General features: G+C 69.2%; 17 protein-coding genes and 1 pseudogene. 9 read left to right on the top strand and 9 right to left on the bottom strand.

Annotated features, from left to right (window positions below; genetic code table 11):
- Nucleotides 1–41 precede the first annotated feature (41 nt).
- The 3 genes and pseudogenes from K3769_RS22390 to K3769_RS22380 all read left to right on the top strand — a co-directional run bounded on the left by K3769_RS22390 (nt 42) and on the right by K3769_RS22380 (nt 2,764).
- Nucleotides 42–449 (top strand): TetR family transcriptional regulator C-terminal domain-containing protein, encoded by a 408-nt coding sequence (locus K3769_RS22390; RefSeq protein ID WP_267028152.1) that lies wholly within the window; start codon nt 42–44, stop codon nt 447–449.
- Between the two features lie 92 nt (nt 450–541).
- Nucleotides 542–1,196 (top strand): annotated as a pseudogene (locus K3769_RS22385) (SDR family oxidoreductase).
- A gap of 179 nt (nt 1,197–1,375) precedes the next feature.
- A complete protein-coding gene (locus tag K3769_RS22380) occupies nt 1,376–2,764 on the top strand; it encodes a serine hydrolase domain-containing protein (protein ID WP_267028151.1) in 1,389 nt (462 codons plus the stop codon).
- Nucleotides 2,765–2,906: 142 nt separating this feature from the next.
- On the opposite strand, the gene K3769_RS22375 is transcribed toward K3769_RS22380, so the two are convergent.
- A complete protein-coding gene (locus K3769_RS22375; RefSeq protein WP_267028150.1) occupies nt 2,907–3,359 on the bottom strand; it encodes a GNAT family N-acetyltransferase in 453 nt (150 codons plus the stop codon).
- A 54-nt stretch (nt 3,360–3,413) separates the two neighbouring features.
- Nucleotides 3,414–3,878: a MarR family winged helix-turn-helix transcriptional regulator gene (locus K3769_RS22370; protein ID WP_267028149.1), complete on the bottom strand. Its 465-nt coding sequence runs from the start codon at nt 3,876–3,878 to the stop codon at nt 3,414–3,416.
- A 139-nt stretch (nt 3,879–4,017) separates the two neighbouring features.
- Between K3769_RS22370 and K3769_RS22365 the strand changes: the two genes are divergently transcribed.
- Both K3769_RS22365 and K3769_RS22360 read left to right on the top strand, forming a co-directional pair.
- Entirely contained in the window at nt 4,018–5,244 is a 1,227-nt protein-coding gene (locus tag K3769_RS22365) for an MFS transporter (RefSeq protein WP_267028148.1), read from the top strand.
- Between the two features lie 70 nt (nt 5,245–5,314).
- Nucleotides 5,315–5,734 (top strand): GlcG/HbpS family heme-binding protein, encoded by a 420-nt coding sequence (locus K3769_RS22360; protein WP_267028147.1) that lies wholly within the window; start codon nt 5,315–5,317, stop codon nt 5,732–5,734.
- Between the two features lie 91 nt (nt 5,735–5,825).
- On the opposite strand, the gene K3769_RS22355 is transcribed toward K3769_RS22360, so the two are convergent.
- Together K3769_RS22355 and K3769_RS22350 are read right to left on the bottom strand one after the other, a co-directional pair.
- Nucleotides 5,826–6,692, bottom strand: a complete 867-nt coding sequence (locus K3769_RS22355; protein WP_267028146.1) for a GNAT family N-acetyltransferase — start codon at nt 6,690–6,692, stop codon at nt 5,826–5,828.
- 5 nt (nt 6,693–6,697) lie between these two features.
- Nucleotides 6,698–7,234: a DUF2269 family protein gene (locus K3769_RS22350; RefSeq protein WP_267028145.1), complete on the bottom strand. Its 537-nt coding sequence runs from the start codon at nt 7,232–7,234 to the stop codon at nt 6,698–6,700.
- A 522-nt stretch (nt 7,235–7,756) separates the two neighbouring features.
- Between K3769_RS22350 and K3769_RS22345 the strand changes: the two genes are divergently transcribed.
- Nucleotides 7,757–9,430, top strand: a complete 1,674-nt coding sequence (locus K3769_RS22345; protein WP_372515005.1) for a globin domain-containing protein — start codon at nt 7,757–7,759, stop codon at nt 9,428–9,430.
- A gap of 147 nt (nt 9,431–9,577) precedes the next feature.
- Here K3769_RS22345 and K3769_RS22340 read toward each other — a convergent pair whose 3' ends face one another.
- The 5 genes from K3769_RS22340 to K3769_RS22320 form a co-directional block, all read right to left on the bottom strand.
- On the bottom strand, nt 9,578–10,060 hold the full coding sequence (locus tag K3769_RS22340; protein ID WP_267028143.1) for an NUDIX domain-containing protein: 483 nt from the start codon (nt 10,058–10,060) through the stop codon (nt 9,578–9,580).
- 66 nt (nt 10,061–10,126) lie between these two features.
- Complete coding sequence (locus K3769_RS22335; RefSeq protein ID WP_267028142.1) at nt 10,127–11,032, bottom strand: LysR family transcriptional regulator; 906 nt, start codon at nt 11,030–11,032, stop codon at nt 10,127–10,129.
- A gap of 214 nt (nt 11,033–11,246) precedes the next feature.
- A complete protein-coding gene (locus K3769_RS22330; protein ID WP_267028141.1) occupies nt 11,247–12,425 on the bottom strand; it encodes a cystathionine gamma-lyase in 1,179 nt (392 codons plus the stop codon).
- Nucleotides 12,422–12,913 (bottom strand): low molecular weight protein-tyrosine-phosphatase, encoded by a 492-nt coding sequence (locus tag K3769_RS22325; RefSeq protein ID WP_267028140.1) that lies wholly within the window; start codon nt 12,911–12,913, stop codon nt 12,422–12,424. The genes K3769_RS22330 and K3769_RS22325 overlap by 4 nt, the downstream gene beginning before the upstream one ends.
- Before the next feature lie 9 nt (nt 12,914–12,922).
- A complete protein-coding gene (locus tag K3769_RS22320) occupies nt 12,923–13,300 on the bottom strand; it encodes a phage holin family protein (protein ID WP_267028139.1) in 378 nt (125 codons plus the stop codon).
- A gap of 60 nt (nt 13,301–13,360) precedes the next feature.
- Here K3769_RS22320 and K3769_RS22315 point away from each other — a divergent pair, with 60 nt between their 5' ends.
- The 3 genes from K3769_RS22315 to K3769_RS22305 all read left to right on the top strand — a co-directional run bounded on the left by K3769_RS22315 (nt 13,361) and on the right by K3769_RS22305 (nt 15,102).
- Complete coding sequence (locus K3769_RS22315; RefSeq protein ID WP_210881421.1) at nt 13,361–13,678, top strand: cupin domain-containing protein; 318 nt, start codon at nt 13,361–13,363, stop codon at nt 13,676–13,678.
- 171 nt (nt 13,679–13,849) lie between these two features.
- Nucleotides 13,850–14,062, top strand: a complete 213-nt coding sequence (locus tag K3769_RS22310) for a DUF5326 family protein (RefSeq protein ID WP_189771436.1) — start codon at nt 13,850–13,852, stop codon at nt 14,060–14,062.
- 236 nt (nt 14,063–14,298) lie between these two features.
- The gene (locus K3769_RS22305) at nt 14,299–15,102 is read left to right on the top strand and encodes an IclR family transcriptional regulator (RefSeq protein ID WP_267028138.1); all 804 of its coding nucleotides are present in this window, start codon (nt 14,299–14,301) and stop codon (nt 15,100–15,102) included.
- Nucleotides 15,103–15,177: the final 75 nt, after the last annotated feature.

Raw genomic sequence — 15,177 nt, 5'->3', positions numbered from 1 at the left:
TTCGCCGCTATCGCGACGGCCAGGCCGTCGGCCTCATCGCGATGTTGGAGGAGCCCGGGCCGGTCAAGGCGCGTCTGCGCAAGGCGCTGGGGTTCCTTGTCGAGACGGACCTCGCCGACCCGGACCGTCGGGGTTGCATGGCCGTGAACACGGCGGCGGAACTCGCCGCCACGGACCAGGTGGCGACCGAACTCGTCCAGCGCATGTTCGCCCGAACCGAGGACGCCTTCCGTGCGCTGATCGAAGAGGGGCAACGCTCGGGAGAGATCGCACCGGAACGTGATCCCGCAGCCCTGGGGAGCCTGCTGCTGAACACGGTCGTAGGGCTGCGGCTCATGGCGCGCATTGCCGAAAGCCCTGATCTGCTTGTCCAAGTGATCGACGCGACGGTCGACTCTCTCTCACCCGAATCTTTCTCACCCGGATCTTTCTCACCCGGATCTCTCTAGCCCGGATCTCTCTAGCCCGCACCGCGGCACTCGCTCCGTCTGGAGTGTCCACTGCCCATATTTTGTACTTAGAGTTCAAGAACTGGAGCGTCATGCGGCTCAATCTCACCGCCAAGACGGCCGTCGTCACCGGTACCAGTCGGGGCATCGGGCTCGCCACCGTCCGGACTCTCACGGCCGAAGGCGTACGCGTCGTCGGCGCCGCCCGCACCATTACGCCGGAGTTGAAGGAAACCGGCGCCTACCGGTGTCGGCCGACCTGAGCTCCGCCGAAAGCGTCGCCACTCTCATGGACAGTGCCCTCACCGAGTTGGGCGGCATCGACCTGCTGGTGAACAACGTCGGAGCCGGGGACGACGTGGAGCCCATCGGCTTCCTCGACACCGACGACACCCAATGGACCCGCATCCTCGACCTCAACCTGCTCAGTGCCGTCCGTGCCGCCCGCGCGGCTCTCCCGAGCCTGATCGAGCGCCGTGGGTCGATCGTCAACGTCTCGTCCATCAACTCACGGCTGCCCGCCGCCGCCCCGGTCGCCTACAGTGCCGCCAAGGCGGCCCTGGCCACACTCGGGCGGAGCATGCCGCGTTCCTTCAGCAGATCCCGGAAGCGTTCAACATCACTACCGGCCGCGTCACCGAACCCGAAGAAGTGGCGGCCTTGATCGCGTTCCTTCTCTCCGACGTCGCGGGCAACATCACTGGTGCCGACCACGTCATCGACGGTGGCGCCATCAAGACGCTCTGAATCACGGAGCCCCAATGCGGGCGGAGCTGATTCTCGTGGCTGCGGAATGAGAGGCGCTACGTTTCGGAGCCATGAGAAGTGACACGACCGCGAGGCAGAACCCTCCGGCAAGCCTGGTGAGGGCCGGGGCGCGGACAAATGCGCTCGACGCGGGACCTCGGGGCGGGTGGACTGGGGGCATGACGACGACATCCGCGGAAGAACTGCTTCCCGCCACGCGCCGGGCCCTGCTGCACAGAATCGCCACCGCCCAGGCGCAGGGGCGTGCGCCGTCGTTGGTCGCGGCCGTGGTGCGGGGCCGGGACACGGTGTGGCACGGGTCCCGCACCTCGGTGGACGGGCACGGACCCGACGAGAACGTGCAGTACCGCATCGGTTCGATCACCAAGACCTTCACGGCCGTCCTGGTCCTGCGGCTACGCGACGAGGGCCTGCTCGACCTGGGCGATCCGCTGGAGAAGCACCTGCCGGGCACCGGCGCGGGGGAGGCGACGATCGCCGAACTCCTCGCGCACACCGCCGGATTGGCCGCCGAGTCACCCGGTCCCTGGTGGGAGCGCACCCCCGGGGCGCTGCGTCCCGGACTCGCCGACGTCCTTGGCGAGCAGCCGTACCGGCATCCGGTCGGGCGGCGGTTCCACTACTCGAACCCCGGCTACACCCTGCTGGGCGCGTTGATCGAGGAGCTGCGGGGTGCCCCCTGGGAGGAGGTACTGCGCAGCGAGGTGCTCGAACCGCTGGGACTGCGCCGGACGAGCGGACAGCCGCACGCACCTCATGCGGGCGGCTGGGCGGTGCATCCCTGGGCGGACGTCATGCTTACCGAACCGGCCGAGGACCTCGGACTGATGGCGCCGGCCGGTCAGCTCTGGTCGACCACCGGCGATCTGGCGCGCTTCGCCGTCTTCCTGGCGCGGGGCGACGAGCGGGTGCTGAGCGCGGAGTCCGTACGGGAGATGCGTACACCCGCCGCGCCGGCCGAACCGGAGGAGGTGGCGGCCGGTGCCGCGTACGGGCTCGGTATGCAGGTTCAGTATCGGGACGGCCGGACTCTGGTGGGGCACGGCGGTTCCCTGCCGGGCTTTCTCGCCGGCCTCATGATCAGCGTCGAGGACGATCTCGCCGCCGTCGTGCTCGCGAACTGCACATCGGGTCCGCCGGTGGCGACGGTCGCGGCCGACCTCGTGCGTATCGTCGCGGAGGCCGAGCCCCGGCTTCCCGAGCCGTGGCGGCCGTTGCCCGAAGTCGACCGGTCCGTACTGGAGTTGGCCGGGCCCTGGTACTGGGGGACGCACCCGTTCGCGCTGCGTCTCACCTCCGACGGGGACGTCACGCTCGGGCCCCTGGCGGGCAACGGCCGACGCTCGCGTTTCCGGGTCCGGAGCGACGGGACCTGGACCGGGCTCGACGGCTATTACGCCGGCGAGCTTCTACGGGCCGTTGAAGGGCCTGACGGGTCGGTGACCCACCTGGACCTCGGCTCGTTCGTGTTCACGCGTCAGCCGTACGGTGAGGGCGCTCCGGTCCCGGGTGGAGTAGACCCCGAGGGGTGGCGCGGGATCAAGTAGCCGTCCCGCCGACTGCTTCCTCGGTGCTTCCTGGCCGTGGTGCATGGATGTGACGTGGAGGGGCGTCGCTTCACGTGAACACGACGCCCCTCCGCATGAGGTGAACGTCATGATCCATATCCCGATTTCGCCGGTGCGGCCCTCAGAGCTGCAGTTTGAACCCGACGTGCGAGGCCGTGAAGCCGAGACGCTCGTAGAACCGGTGCGCATCCGTCCGAGTGGCGTCCGAGGTCAGCTGTACCAACTGGCAGCCCTCGCTGCGGGAACGGTCCACGGCCCACTCGATGAAACGGGTGCCCAGACCGCTGCCCCGCTCGTCGGCGTGGACGCGCACGGCTTCGATGATCGAGCGGGTCGCTCCCTTGCGGGACAGCCCCGGAATGATCGTCAACTGGAGGGTGCCGACGACTCGACCCTCCCGCACCGCGACGACCGCGTGCTGGTTCGGATCGTTGCTGAGGCGTTCCAGCGCGGCCAGGTACGGCGTCAGGTCGTCCGGTGACTCACGCTGCGAGCCCAGCGGGTCGTCGGCGAGCATCGCGACGATCGCGGGGATGTCGTCGGCGACGGCGGGGCGTATCTCAAGATCTCCCATGGCGTCAGCCTATGGAGCACGAGGACGGCGCGTCCGCGTCCGCGGTCGATGCGCCTAGGCGGGCGCGGGCAGGCCCGCCGACTCGACGGCGCGCACCAGCGGAGCCAGCTCGGGGTTCCTGGCCGCCTCGTCCAGAGCTTCCCGCAGGGCCGTGTCGTTGGTGGGCCGAGCCTCCTCAAGGAGCTTGAGGCCCGCCTCGCTGACGTTCGTGTAGATGCCACGGCGGTCGGTGGGGCACAGGTAGCGCGAGAGCAGGCCACGGTCCTCCAGCCGGGTCACCAGGCGTGTGGTGGCGCTCTGGCTGAGGACGACCGCGTCGGCGACCTGCTTCATCTGCAGATGCCCGCCGTCGCCGTCGTGCTGGCGGCTGAGGACGTCGAGGAGCGAGTACTCGCGCACGCTCAGGCCGTGCCGCGTCTGCAGGGCCCGTTCGATGTGCGCCTCGATCCTCCCGTGCAGCAGGGAGAGGGCGCACCAGCCCTGGGCGAGAGCGGTGAGTGCGGGGTCCGTCGCTGTCATGGCATTTCCTCCGTCCCGGAGCGGCTGATCCCAGGATAGGGCACGTCCGCAATATCCTGCGCTTGCACTTAGCCCGCGTCTGCAACTATTGTCAACGCACGTAAAGCGCTCCTGCAATCTTCTGGGAAGGTCGTCCCCCATGCCTCTCGCGCTTCTGGCCCTCGCGATCGGGGCCTTCGGAATCGGAACCACCGAGTTCGTGATCATGGGCTTGCTGCCCGAGGTCGCCGGTGACTTCGGTGTCTCCATCCCCACCGCGGGCTTCCTGGTGACGGGCTACGCGCTCGGAGTCATGTTCGGCGCGCCCCTCATGACGGTGCTCGGCACCAAGGTGTCCCGCAAGCGGATGCTGATGCTGCTGATGGGACTCTTCATCGTCGGCAACCTGATCTCCGCGGTCGCCCCCACTTTCACCCTCATGCTGATCGGACGCGTGATCGCCTCGCTCGCGCACGGCGCCTTCTTCGGCATCGGATCGGTCGTCGCGGCCGACCTGGTCGCGCCGGACAAGAAGGCCGGCGCCATCGCGATGATATTCACCGGCCTGACCGTCGCCAACGTCGTCGGCGTACCGCTGGGCACCCTCATCGGGCAGTCCGCCGGCTGGCGCGTGACCTTCACGGTCGTCGCCGCGCTGGGCGTCCTCGGCCTGGCCGGCATCGCCAGGCTGGTGCCCGACATGCCCAAGCCGGAAGGCGTGCGACTCCGTCACGAGCTGGCCGCCTTCAAGAACGTCCAGGTCCTGCTCGCCATGGCGATGACCGTGCTCGGCTTCGGCGGAGTCTTCGCGGCGATCACCTACATCGCACCGATGATGACCAACGTCACCGGTTACGCCGACGGCTCCGTCACCTGGCTGCTCGTCCTCTTCGGCCTCGGCATGGTCGGAGGCAACCTCGTCGGCGGCAGGTTCGCCGACCGTGCCCTGATGCCGATGCTCTGCGTGTCACTGGGCGCCCTCGCGGTCGTGCTCGCCCTGTTCACCTTCACCGCGCACAACAAGATCGCGGCGGCCGTGACCATCACGCTGATCGGAGCCCTCGGGTTCGCCACCGTTCCGCCGCTGCAGAAGCGGGTGCTCGACCAGGCGCACGGCGCTCCGACACTCGCCTCCGCCGTGAACATCGGTGCCTTCAACCTCGGCAACGCCCTCTCGGCCTGGCTCGGCGGCGTCGTGATCGCGGCCGGCCTCGGCTACACCGCCCCCAACTGGGTCGGCGCCGTCCTGGCCGCCGCCGCCCTGCTGCTCGCCGTCCTCTCGGCCACACTGGAGCGCCGCGCGGCTCCTGCTCCCGCGGCGGACCCGGTCACCGCGAAGACGGAACAGGCGCACTCCGTGCAGCAGCAGACCGTCGTCCACCACTGAGCGTCGTCCACAACTCGGCGTCGCCCGCAATCCCCCACACCGCACCACCCCGCAAGGAGAGAGACCCCTCATGAGCACCACCACCGTCACCCCGCTGACCATCCAGGACGCCGAGGCGCTCGTCACGGCAGCCCGTCGCGCCGCGGAGGCGGCGGACGTCAGGGTCAGCGTCACGGTCCTCGACGCGGGCGGCCACCTGCTCGCCTTCCGGCGGGACGACCGCGCCGTCCTGATCTCGGGCGAGACCAGCACCCGCAAGGCCTACACCGCACTGCAGCTCGGCACTCCCACCGCGGACCTCGTCGAAGCAGTCCAGCCCGGAGGGCTCTTCCACACCCTGCCGACCGCGCTCGACCGTCCGCTCCTGTTCATCGCCGGAGGTGTGCCGGTCCACCGTGACGGCCGGCTGATCGGCGCGATCGGTGTCGGCGGCGGGGCGCCCGAGCAGGATCACGGCTTCGCCGCCGCCGCGGTGCAGACCCTCGCCTAGAAGGACCGACGCTCCGAGCGTCCCGTATCAGCGAACCGCCCGCTCATCCCTGAGCGGGCGGTTCGTCCGGTTCATCCGTCGTCGCTCCGGCTCAGCCCGCTGCCACGGTGAGCGGAGCGAAGCGCCGCCTCCAGTCGCCGGGCAACTCCCCGATCCCGTAGGTCATGACGGCGTTGAAGCTGAGAGGGGCGAGCCCGCGCTCCTTGACCCACCCCAGCAGGTCCTCATGACGCACATCGACGTCCGTGCGCAGTGGACGGTCGGTCAGGGAGGCGAGCGAGGCGATGAGTGCCTTGGCCGTCTCCGTGTCCCGGGCGATCAACGGGCCGACGACATGGGTGTCCATGTTGGGCCAGGCGGCGGCGTACCCGATGATCCGGCCGTCCTCCTCGGCGACGCGCAGGTGGTCGGAGAAGGCGGGCAGCCGCGTGATCATGTGCGTCCGGTCCGCGCCGAAGACCTCCTCGTCGAGGCGGAGGATCGGGGCGAGGTCCTCGGCCCTGGCCGCACGCGTGGCCACCTCGGGCTCCGGACCCAGAGGTCGGAAGCGGCCACGGACCATCTCGGCGCGCCCGATGGTCTTGAAGCCCAGTTCTTCGTACAGCGGACGCCCGTACGGAGTGGCGTGCAGGGTCACCGGAGTGGTCGCGAGTTCGGCCACCACATGGCGCATGAGACGGCGCCCGATGCCCTGGCGGGCGTACCGCTCGGCGACCAGCACCATGCCGATGGCCGTCAGATCCGGCTGTTCCCGAGGCCCGTAGGCGGTCACGACACAGGCGGAGACAAGGCCGCCTGAGGGGTCGTCGATGCCGTAACCCGTGCCGGCCGCGAGCAGCAGACCCCACTTGTGTTCTTCACGGGGCCAGCCCCGGTTCTCTGAGAGGTCGGCGCAGGCGGAGAGATCGCGAGGCGTCAGACGGCGAATGGGCAGAGCGGCGGGGGAAGGAGTCGGCACGCAGGTCAGGCTGTCCGACGAGCGGCTGTCACGTCCACCGGTTTGCGGGCGGCCGTACGGGTCTTTTGCCCGCGCCGGGTCAGACCCCAGGGTTTGAGAATTGAGATCACCGTCATGAAGAGATACGCGGTCAGCGAGACGATCGGTCCGAACAGGACGTCACCGGGGTCGGGCAGCGGTCCGCCGTCCGACACCGCGGCGACCGCGGTGTCGACCCCGGGGCGCAGGGCCAGAACCGTGGCCGTGACGGTGGCCAGCGTCAGCCAGAACTTGGTGTAGACCCACCGGTGCCGCGCGAGCCCCCACGGTGTGCCCAGGGACAGCACCAGGCCGGTGAGGAGTGTAAGCAACGCGAGGGGGAGCAGAAGCCAGTCGGTGAAGGTCTTCATGGCGCGGACGGAAGCTTCCACGGTCACCGCGGACCCGGTGGTGTTCGCGGTGATTCCCAGGGCGAGCAGCCCGAGCGTGAGCCCGAGCCAGCACGCGGACGCGGCTACATGGACGACGAGGTTGGCCCGGCGTGCCGGGCGGCTTAGTTTCACGTGAAACACCGTGCCGGGCGCGAGCGGCTGACGCGTCTGACAGGGGGAGTACCCCTGTCTACCAGCCTCGGCGTACGCGCTGTGAAATGGCTTCTCCTGTCCGGTAATTGAAAGAATTGATGAGACGTCCACACGCAATTCCTGACGTAAGGAAGCGGGGACTTGTGTGTCGGACCGCGGCCGGTATGGTCGACTCCGGTTCGTGTCCGACAAGGTGTCCGCACATCCCGTCGGGGCGATCACGCGGCAATGCAGCCCAACGGGACAGAAGGATCGAAGAATCGCATGTCCGCTTATGCGGCCGGGCCGGGGGTAATGGGCGGGATTCCGACATGGCTGTAGTGCGGCCAATGTCACATTCTTGGCTCTCTTGTCTCCGGCGTGCGAGGGCGCGGTCCAATATGGGCGCATTGGCCGACAGGACGGAACGGGGCGAAGCAAGCAGTCTGCGGGGGAAAGCAGGCATCTTCCGATTGAGGAGGTGCGCAGACCGACCGAAAGATGTTCGAGGCGAGGCACAGCATGGACGCTCCGACCACCACGTCGGCCGACAACGGCACTTCAGGGGGTGGCGGCGGAGGCGGCTGGTTCACACCGCACACGCCACCGGACCCGCCCGCGGGCGGTGAGCAGGGGGCGACCGAGGGGCGGCGCCTGGCCGCGTTGAGGCCCGTCGGCAGGTCCGCGGCCGGAGCGGGCGGCCCGGCACAGCGGCGAATACCCCCCAAGGCGCAGGCCGGCCCGGACACGGACCGAACCGGTGCCGAGCGAAGCGGTGCAGATCGAAGCGGTGCGGTTCGAACCGACGCCGCCCGAACTGGCCCCGGCCCTGGATCCGACCTCGGCCCCGGCTCCGGTTCCGGCCCCAAGCGCGTCCCCGGTGAAAGCGAAGGCACCGCACGTGCCGTCTCGTCCGCGCCTCCGATGGCGTCGCGCGCGGTGACACCCCCCGCGGCGACCCTCAACGGGCCTCCGCCGACCGCCCGTACGGCGGTCGCAGCCCCCACGGTCCCCACAGCGCGCTCCGCGCCCGCGCCGGACTCCGTGCCCGCTGCCGCCACCCCGGCCCCCGCGACGCCCGCCTCTCCGGACGCCGTCCTCATCCGCCGCACCATGGCCGAGGTGGCGCCCGTCGCGGACAAGGTCACCTCGTACTTCTACGCGCTGCTCTTCGTACGCCATCCCGATCTGCGCCCCCTCTTCCCGGCCGCGATGGACACGCAGCGGGACCGGTTGCTCAAGGCTCTGCTGACAGCGGCCGAGCACATCGACAACACCGACGTCCTGGTCTCGTATCTGCAGAACCTCGGCCGCGGCCACCGCAAGTACGGCACGCGCCCTGAGCACTACCCCGCCGTCGGGGAGTGCCTCCTCGGCGCACTCAGCCGCTTCGCCGAAGAGGCCTGGGACGGGGAGACCGAGGCGGCCTGGGTCCGGGCGTACACGAAGATCTCCCAGGTCATGATCGACGCCGCCGCCGCGGACGAACTGCGCGCGCCGGCCTGGTGGTACGCCGAGGTGGTCTCGCACGAGCTGAGGACCCCGGACGTCGCTGTCGTCACGGTCCGCCCCGATCAGCCGTACCCCTTCCTCGCCGGTCAGTACGCGAGCCTGGAGACCCCGTGGTGGCCCCGCGTCTGGCGGCACTACTCGTTCGCCTCCGCCCCCCGCTCGGACGGACTGCTGTCGTTCCATGTGAAGGCGGTTCCGGCCGGCTGGGTCTCCAGCGCACTGGTGCACCGGGCCCGACCCGGCGACACCGTCAGGCTTGGCCCGCCCGCGGGCTCGATGACCGTCGACCACACCACCGACAGCGGACTGCTCTGCCTGGGCGGCGGCACCGGTATCGCGCCGATCAAGGCACTGGTCGAGGACGTTGCCGAGCACGGGCAGCGACGCCCGGTCGAGGTCTTCTACGGGGCCCGCACCGGTCACGACCTGTACGACATCGACACCATGCTCCGGCTCCAGCAGAGCCACTCATGGCTCGCCGTGCGTCCCATCGTCGACCAGCAGGCGCACCTGCAACTGCCCGACGCGGTCCGCGAGTACGGCCCGTGGGACGAGTACGACGCCTACCTGTCGGGGCCGCCCGGCATGATCCGTAACGGGGTGGACGCGCTCCGGGACATCGGTATCCCGTCGGCGCGTATCCGTCACGACGCGGTGGAAGACCTGGTCGCGGCCCGGGACTGACACAGGACCGCATCGAAAGGGACCGAACCGGGCCGGAATCCTGCATCGAACGGCGAACGGCGAACGGCGAACGGCGAACGGCGAACCGCGTACCGCGAACCGCGTACCGCGAAGCGCGAACCTCGTACCGCGAACCCGCGTGGCCGCTCAGCCGAGGTCGGGTGCCTGCATCGCCCGTACGCCCTCGATGTTCCCGTCGAGATAGTGCCGCAGCGACAGCGGTACGAGGTGGACGGACGCGATGCCCACGCGAGTGAAGGGGATCCGCACGATCTCGTAGTCGCCGCAGGGTTCCTCGATCTCGGGGCCATGGCGGAGCGCGGGATCCATGGATTCAAGGTGGCAGACGAAAAAGTGCTGCACCTTCACCCCCGTGGAGCTGCTGTCCTCGCCGATGTGCTCGACGGTGTCGACGAAGCACGGCACGACATCGGTGATCTTGGCGCCGAGTTCCTCGTGCACTTCACGGTGGAGCGCGTCCACGACGGTCGTGTCCTCGGGCTCGACCCCGCCGCCGGGTGTCACCCAGTAGGGATCTACGCCGGGTTTGGTCCGCTTGATCAGGATCAAGTCGTCGCCGTCCAGCAGGACGGCCCGAGCGGTGCGCTTGACCACGGGTCGGTCGGTCATGGGAGGAATGTGGCCCGGTTGGTTCCACGTGAAACATCGCCGTCCGGACCAGCCGAAGCATCTGCGTCACGACCAGCCGGCAGCGGCACGCATCAGCCACTCGTGGGCCCGCGCGATATGCGGCATGGCCAGTGTGCCGGTCCGTACCACCAGGAAGTATGTACGAAGAGGGGGAACCGGTGGCTCGCTCAGCGCCACTACGTCGCCCCGCTCCAGAGCGGGTCCGCACAGATAGCGCGGCAGAACCGCGAGACCCGCGCCGGTGGTGGCACAGGCCAGCACCGCCCTCAGGTCGGGAACGATGACGGTGCCCGACGCGGCGGGCAGGGAATCGAAGACGGAAGCCCAGTAGCGGGCGATGAACGGCAGTGACTCGTGCACCTCGACCACGGGCAGGTTCTCCAGCACGGGCGCGCCCCGGCCTCGTAGCGTGTCGGAGCCGATGCGGGCGACCCAGCGCGGGGCGGCGACCAGCACGTGTTCCTCGTCGCAGAGCGGAGTCGCGGTGAGTAGAGCCCCCCGAGGGCGTGCCGTGGTGATGGCCAGATCATGATGCCCGGCAGCGAGCCCCTCCAGCGTCTCCTCCGCATTGCCGAAGGAGGCCCGCAGCGCGAAGCCGTGGCCGTCGTCGCCGATCAGCTCGGTGAGCGCGGGCAGCGCACGCTCGGCGGTGAACTCCGGCGGCCCGGCGAGATGGAGTGTGCGCAGGGAGGAGTCCGCGTCGAGGCCGGTCTCGGTGATCTCCACGAGGGCGTCGAGATGCGGAGCGGCCTTGTGGGCGAGTTCGTCCCCGATGGTGGTGGGGGTCACTCCACGGGCCTGGCGCAGGAACAGGGGGCGCCCCAGCTGCCGTTCGAGGGTGCGGATCTGCGAGGTGACGGCCGGCTGGGAGAGGCCGAGCAGGGCGGCGGCCCGGGTGAAGGAGCCGGCCCGGTGCACGGTCACAAAGGTCCGCAGCAGGGCCAGATCCATGGCTTCCCTTCGCTCTCCAGCTTCCCGGAAGCCCCCAACTATAAATAAGTCGATAGCCCCCTGTCGCTACCGTGATTGGACACTGACACAGAGTCAACTAGCCTTGTTGGGGCGGTTCTTCGCGCGGAGAACCGGGGCGGTCCGAGCCACGAGGGGGGAGGCTCGGACCGTCCGTCGGGCGACCGCGGCTACTGGCCGTTCACTCAGCAAGCACTCAGGTCGCGGACTCGTCGAGCGCCCGTCGGACATCCGCCACCAGATCCTCCGGATCCTCGGCACCGACCGAGAAACGGATGAAGCCCTCCGGGACCGCGTCGCCGCCCCAGCGCCCGCGCCGTTCGGCGGTCGACCGCACCCCGCCGAAGCTCGTCGCGTCGTCCACGAGCCGCAGTGCGTCGAGGAAACGGTCGGCACGCGCGCGCGTGGGCAGCGTGAACGACACCACACATCCGAAGCGCCTCATCTGCTGTGCGGCGAGCTTGTGCGAAGGGTCGCCGGGCAGCCCGGGATAGCGGACCCCGAGCTCCTCGGGCCAGTCCCGCAGCATCTCGGCGAGCACCTGGGCGCTCGCGTTCTGCCGGTCCACGCGCATCTGCAGCGTGGCCAGCGAGCGGTGCGCCAGCCAGGCCTCCATGGGGCCCGGGATCGCCCCGACGATCTTGCGCCAGCGCCGTACGGAGGCCATCGCCGAGCCGTCGCCACCCGTGACGTAGCCCAGGAGGACGTCTCCGTGCCCGGTGAGCTGCTTGGTGCCGCTGGCCACGGAGAAGTCCGCGCCGAGCTCCAGCGGCCGTTGCCCGAGCGGCGTCGCCAGGGTGTTGTCGACCGCGACGAGGGCCCCGCGCGCGTGGGCCGCCTCGACCAGCCGTCGCACGTCGCACACGTCGAGCCCCGGATTCGACGGGGTCTCGATCCACAGCAGCTTCGCCCCGTCGAGGACGTCGAGCTGGGCATCGCCCCCGGTCGGCGCCGTGCGCACCTCGATGCCGTACGCCTCCAGCTGGCCGCGTACGAGCGGCAGAGCTTGGTAGCCGTCGTTGGGGAGCACGACCGTGTCACCGGCGCTCAGCTGGGAGAAGAGGACGGCCGAGATGGCGGCCATGCCGGAGGCGAAGACGAGCGTCTCGACGCCGTCCCGGCCCGGAGCCTCCAGCTCGCCGATGGCGCGCTCCAGGTGGGTCCAGGTCGGGTTCTCGTCGCGTCCGTAGGTGTAGGGGCCGGTGGGATCGCCCGGCAGGTGGAAGTGGGCGGCGAAGACCGGGCCGGGCAGGGTGGGCTCATGCTTGACCGGTTCGGGCAGCCCCGCCCGCACGGCGCGGGTGCCGTCACCCACGCTCTCCGCATCCCTCTCCTCGAAAGAATCCGAACCCGCTTCCTCGAAAGAATGCGTCATGCCGCCCGTTCCTCCACTCGCTCGCGTACCGCGGCGAGCAGTCCGGCGCTCGCCGCCTCCACCATCTCAAGACACTCCTCGAAACCGTCCATCCCCCCGTAATAGGGATCGGGTACGTCGAGATCGGCGCCGGCGGCGGAGTCGTACGAGCGCAGCAGCCGGACCTTCTCGGCGTCGGCCGGGGACGGCGCGAGGCGGCGCAGGGCTCTGAGGTGCCCGGCGTCGAGCGCTATCACCAGGTCGAGCCGGGAGAACCAGTCGGGGCGGAACCGGCGGGCCGCACGGCCGCTGTCGTAGCCGTTCGTCTCCAGTACGGAGACGGTGCGCGGATCGGCGCCGTCACCCTCGTGCCAGCCGTCGGTACCCGCGCTGTCCACCTCGACCAGATGATCGAGCCCCGTCTCGGCCACCCGCGCGCGGAAGACGGACTCGGCCATCGGGGAACGGCATATGTTGCCGGTGCATACGAAACACACGCGATAGGGCATCCGGTTCGCTCAGTCCTCGTCGGGCAGGACGACGTTCAGGGCCCAGGAGACGATCGAGATGATCAGGCCGCCCAGGACGGCGGTCCAGAAGCCGTCGACGTGGAAACTCAGGTCGAGCTTGTCCGCCAGCCACGAGGTGAGCAGCAGCATCAGGGCGTTGACCACCAGCGTGATCAGCCCCAGCGTGAGGATGAACAGGGGGAAGGTGAGGACCTGCACGACCGGCTTGACCAGGAAGTTCACCAGACCGAAGAGCAGTGCGACGAGTAGCAGCGTGCCGATCTCCTTGCCCTTGCTGTCACCGGTCAGGGTGATCTTGTCGAGCAACCACACGGCCACCGCCAGGGCGCCCGCGTTGGCGATCGTCTTGACTACGAAATTCTTCATGTGTCTGATCGTGACAGAAGAGATCGATCACGAGCAGCGGGGCAAGGGCGGACAACGGCGATGAAGGCATTCCGGCTGGACGAACTGGAGGCGGAGCGCGCCGCCAACGACGGCGCGTACCTCCAGTTCCTGCGCGAGAAGAACATGTCGGTCGGCCTGTACGCGCTGGACGCGGGCACACAGGACCCGCAGCAGCCCCACCGCCAGGATGAGGTCTACCTCGTCGTCAGCGGCCGTGCCGCGATCACGGTCGGCATGGAGACGACCCAGGTGGCGCGCGGCAGCGTCGTGTACGTGCCCGCGGGCGTGGCTCACAAGTTCCATCACATCAGCGAGGATCTGCGGGTCGTCGTGGTCTTCTCTCCGCCGGAGAGCTGACATCCGTCTCAGGGTTCCCTAGGGGGACGGTCAGGGGCAGACAAGGGGTGCGAGGCCCCCGCGGGCACCCCTGCCGCGCCTAGCATCGAGGCAGGACATTCGTGGCCCGCCGGCACGGCGGGAGCGGTCAGGAACAGCACTCGGAAACGGGCAGAGAGAAGGAACAGGGCGATGCGAGAGATCTTCGCGGGGATGCCGTGGTGGGTTAAGTGGGTCGCGGTGCCGGTCATCGCTCTGGTCGTCTTCGGCGGCCTGATAGCGAGTGTCGTCGGATTCGTGATCGGCCTGCTCTTCAAGCTGCTGCTCTTCGTGGCACTGGTCGGTGGACTGATCTACGTCGTACGGAAGTTCATGTCGGGCTCCTCGTCGCGGAGTGACTGGTAGACGCGCGGCGCGAGGGACAGGCGGACTGCCGGACCCCACCGTCCGGCAAGCCCGCACCGCTGCAGGGAACGGTCGGTTCCCTCGGGTGGGCGAAGTTTTCGAGGCATGTCGTCAGCGATCGGTGGCAGACGGTTAAAGTCCGGAACTCGTCGCGGGGTTGATCCTCGGGAGCGACGTTCCGAAGCCTCTCGTGTCACCCTCGCACGGGCGGCCCCCTCGCGTTTCGGGAGTGACCTTTGGCCACGGTTGACACCGCACCCTTCGGACCGAAGGTTTCCGCCCCCGAGCCGCACCCCACCACCCTCATCGGCTCGGTGCAGCGTGCGATGCGTCTTTTGGAGTCCGTCGCGCGGCACGGACACGGGGCTCCCGCGAAGCAACTGGCCCGAGAGGCCGGGCTGGCTCTCCCCACGGCGTACCACCTGCTGCGCACCCTGGTGCACGAGGGTTATCTGCGCCGCGAGAAAGGGCTGTTCTTCCTCGGTGAGGCGGCCGTGCGGCTGAGCCTCAGCGGCGCCCAGCAGAAACGTCGCAGCACGATCGCCGATGCCCTGGGAACCTGGCGCGATTCGATCGGTGCTCCCATCTACTACGCGGTCTACCGAGGCGGGGAGATCGAGGTCCAGTGCGTCGCCGACACCCCGGGCAATCCCGCGGTCCAGGAATGGGCGGACTTCCGGGAGACGGGGCACGCGCACGCGGTCGGCCAGTGTCTGCTGTCCCAGCTCGACACGGAAGGGCGCAGGGACCACCTCGACCGCTACCCCGTTCGATCCGTCACGCCGTACACGGTGCGTGACGATCAGACCTTGATTCGCCGTCTTGAATCGACCAAACGCATGCAGCCCGTGATCGAGCGTCAGGAGTACGCACTGGGCACGGTCTGCGCCGCGATCCCCCTCACGCTGGGCAGCACGGCTGCCACGGTGGCCCTCTCCATGCCGTCCCACCAGGCCGACCGGCTGCTGCCCGCGGTGCGGCGGCTCCAGATCGAGATCGACACGCTGCTGGGGGCGGGCTCGGTCTCTATCAGCATCTGAAAACTCACTCCTTGTGATCTGGTGTACACGTTAAGCAAGATGCCAGAAGTGTTTAGGTGGACGATTCCCGGCCAT

The sequence above is a fragment of the Streptomyces ortus genome, assembly GCF_026341275.1.
Lineage (GTDB): Bacteria > Actinomycetota > Actinomycetes > Streptomycetales > Streptomycetaceae > Streptomyces > Streptomyces ortus.
Note: the sequence above shows the minus strand (reverse complement) of the source record. Positions and strands in the feature narration are given on the sequence as shown.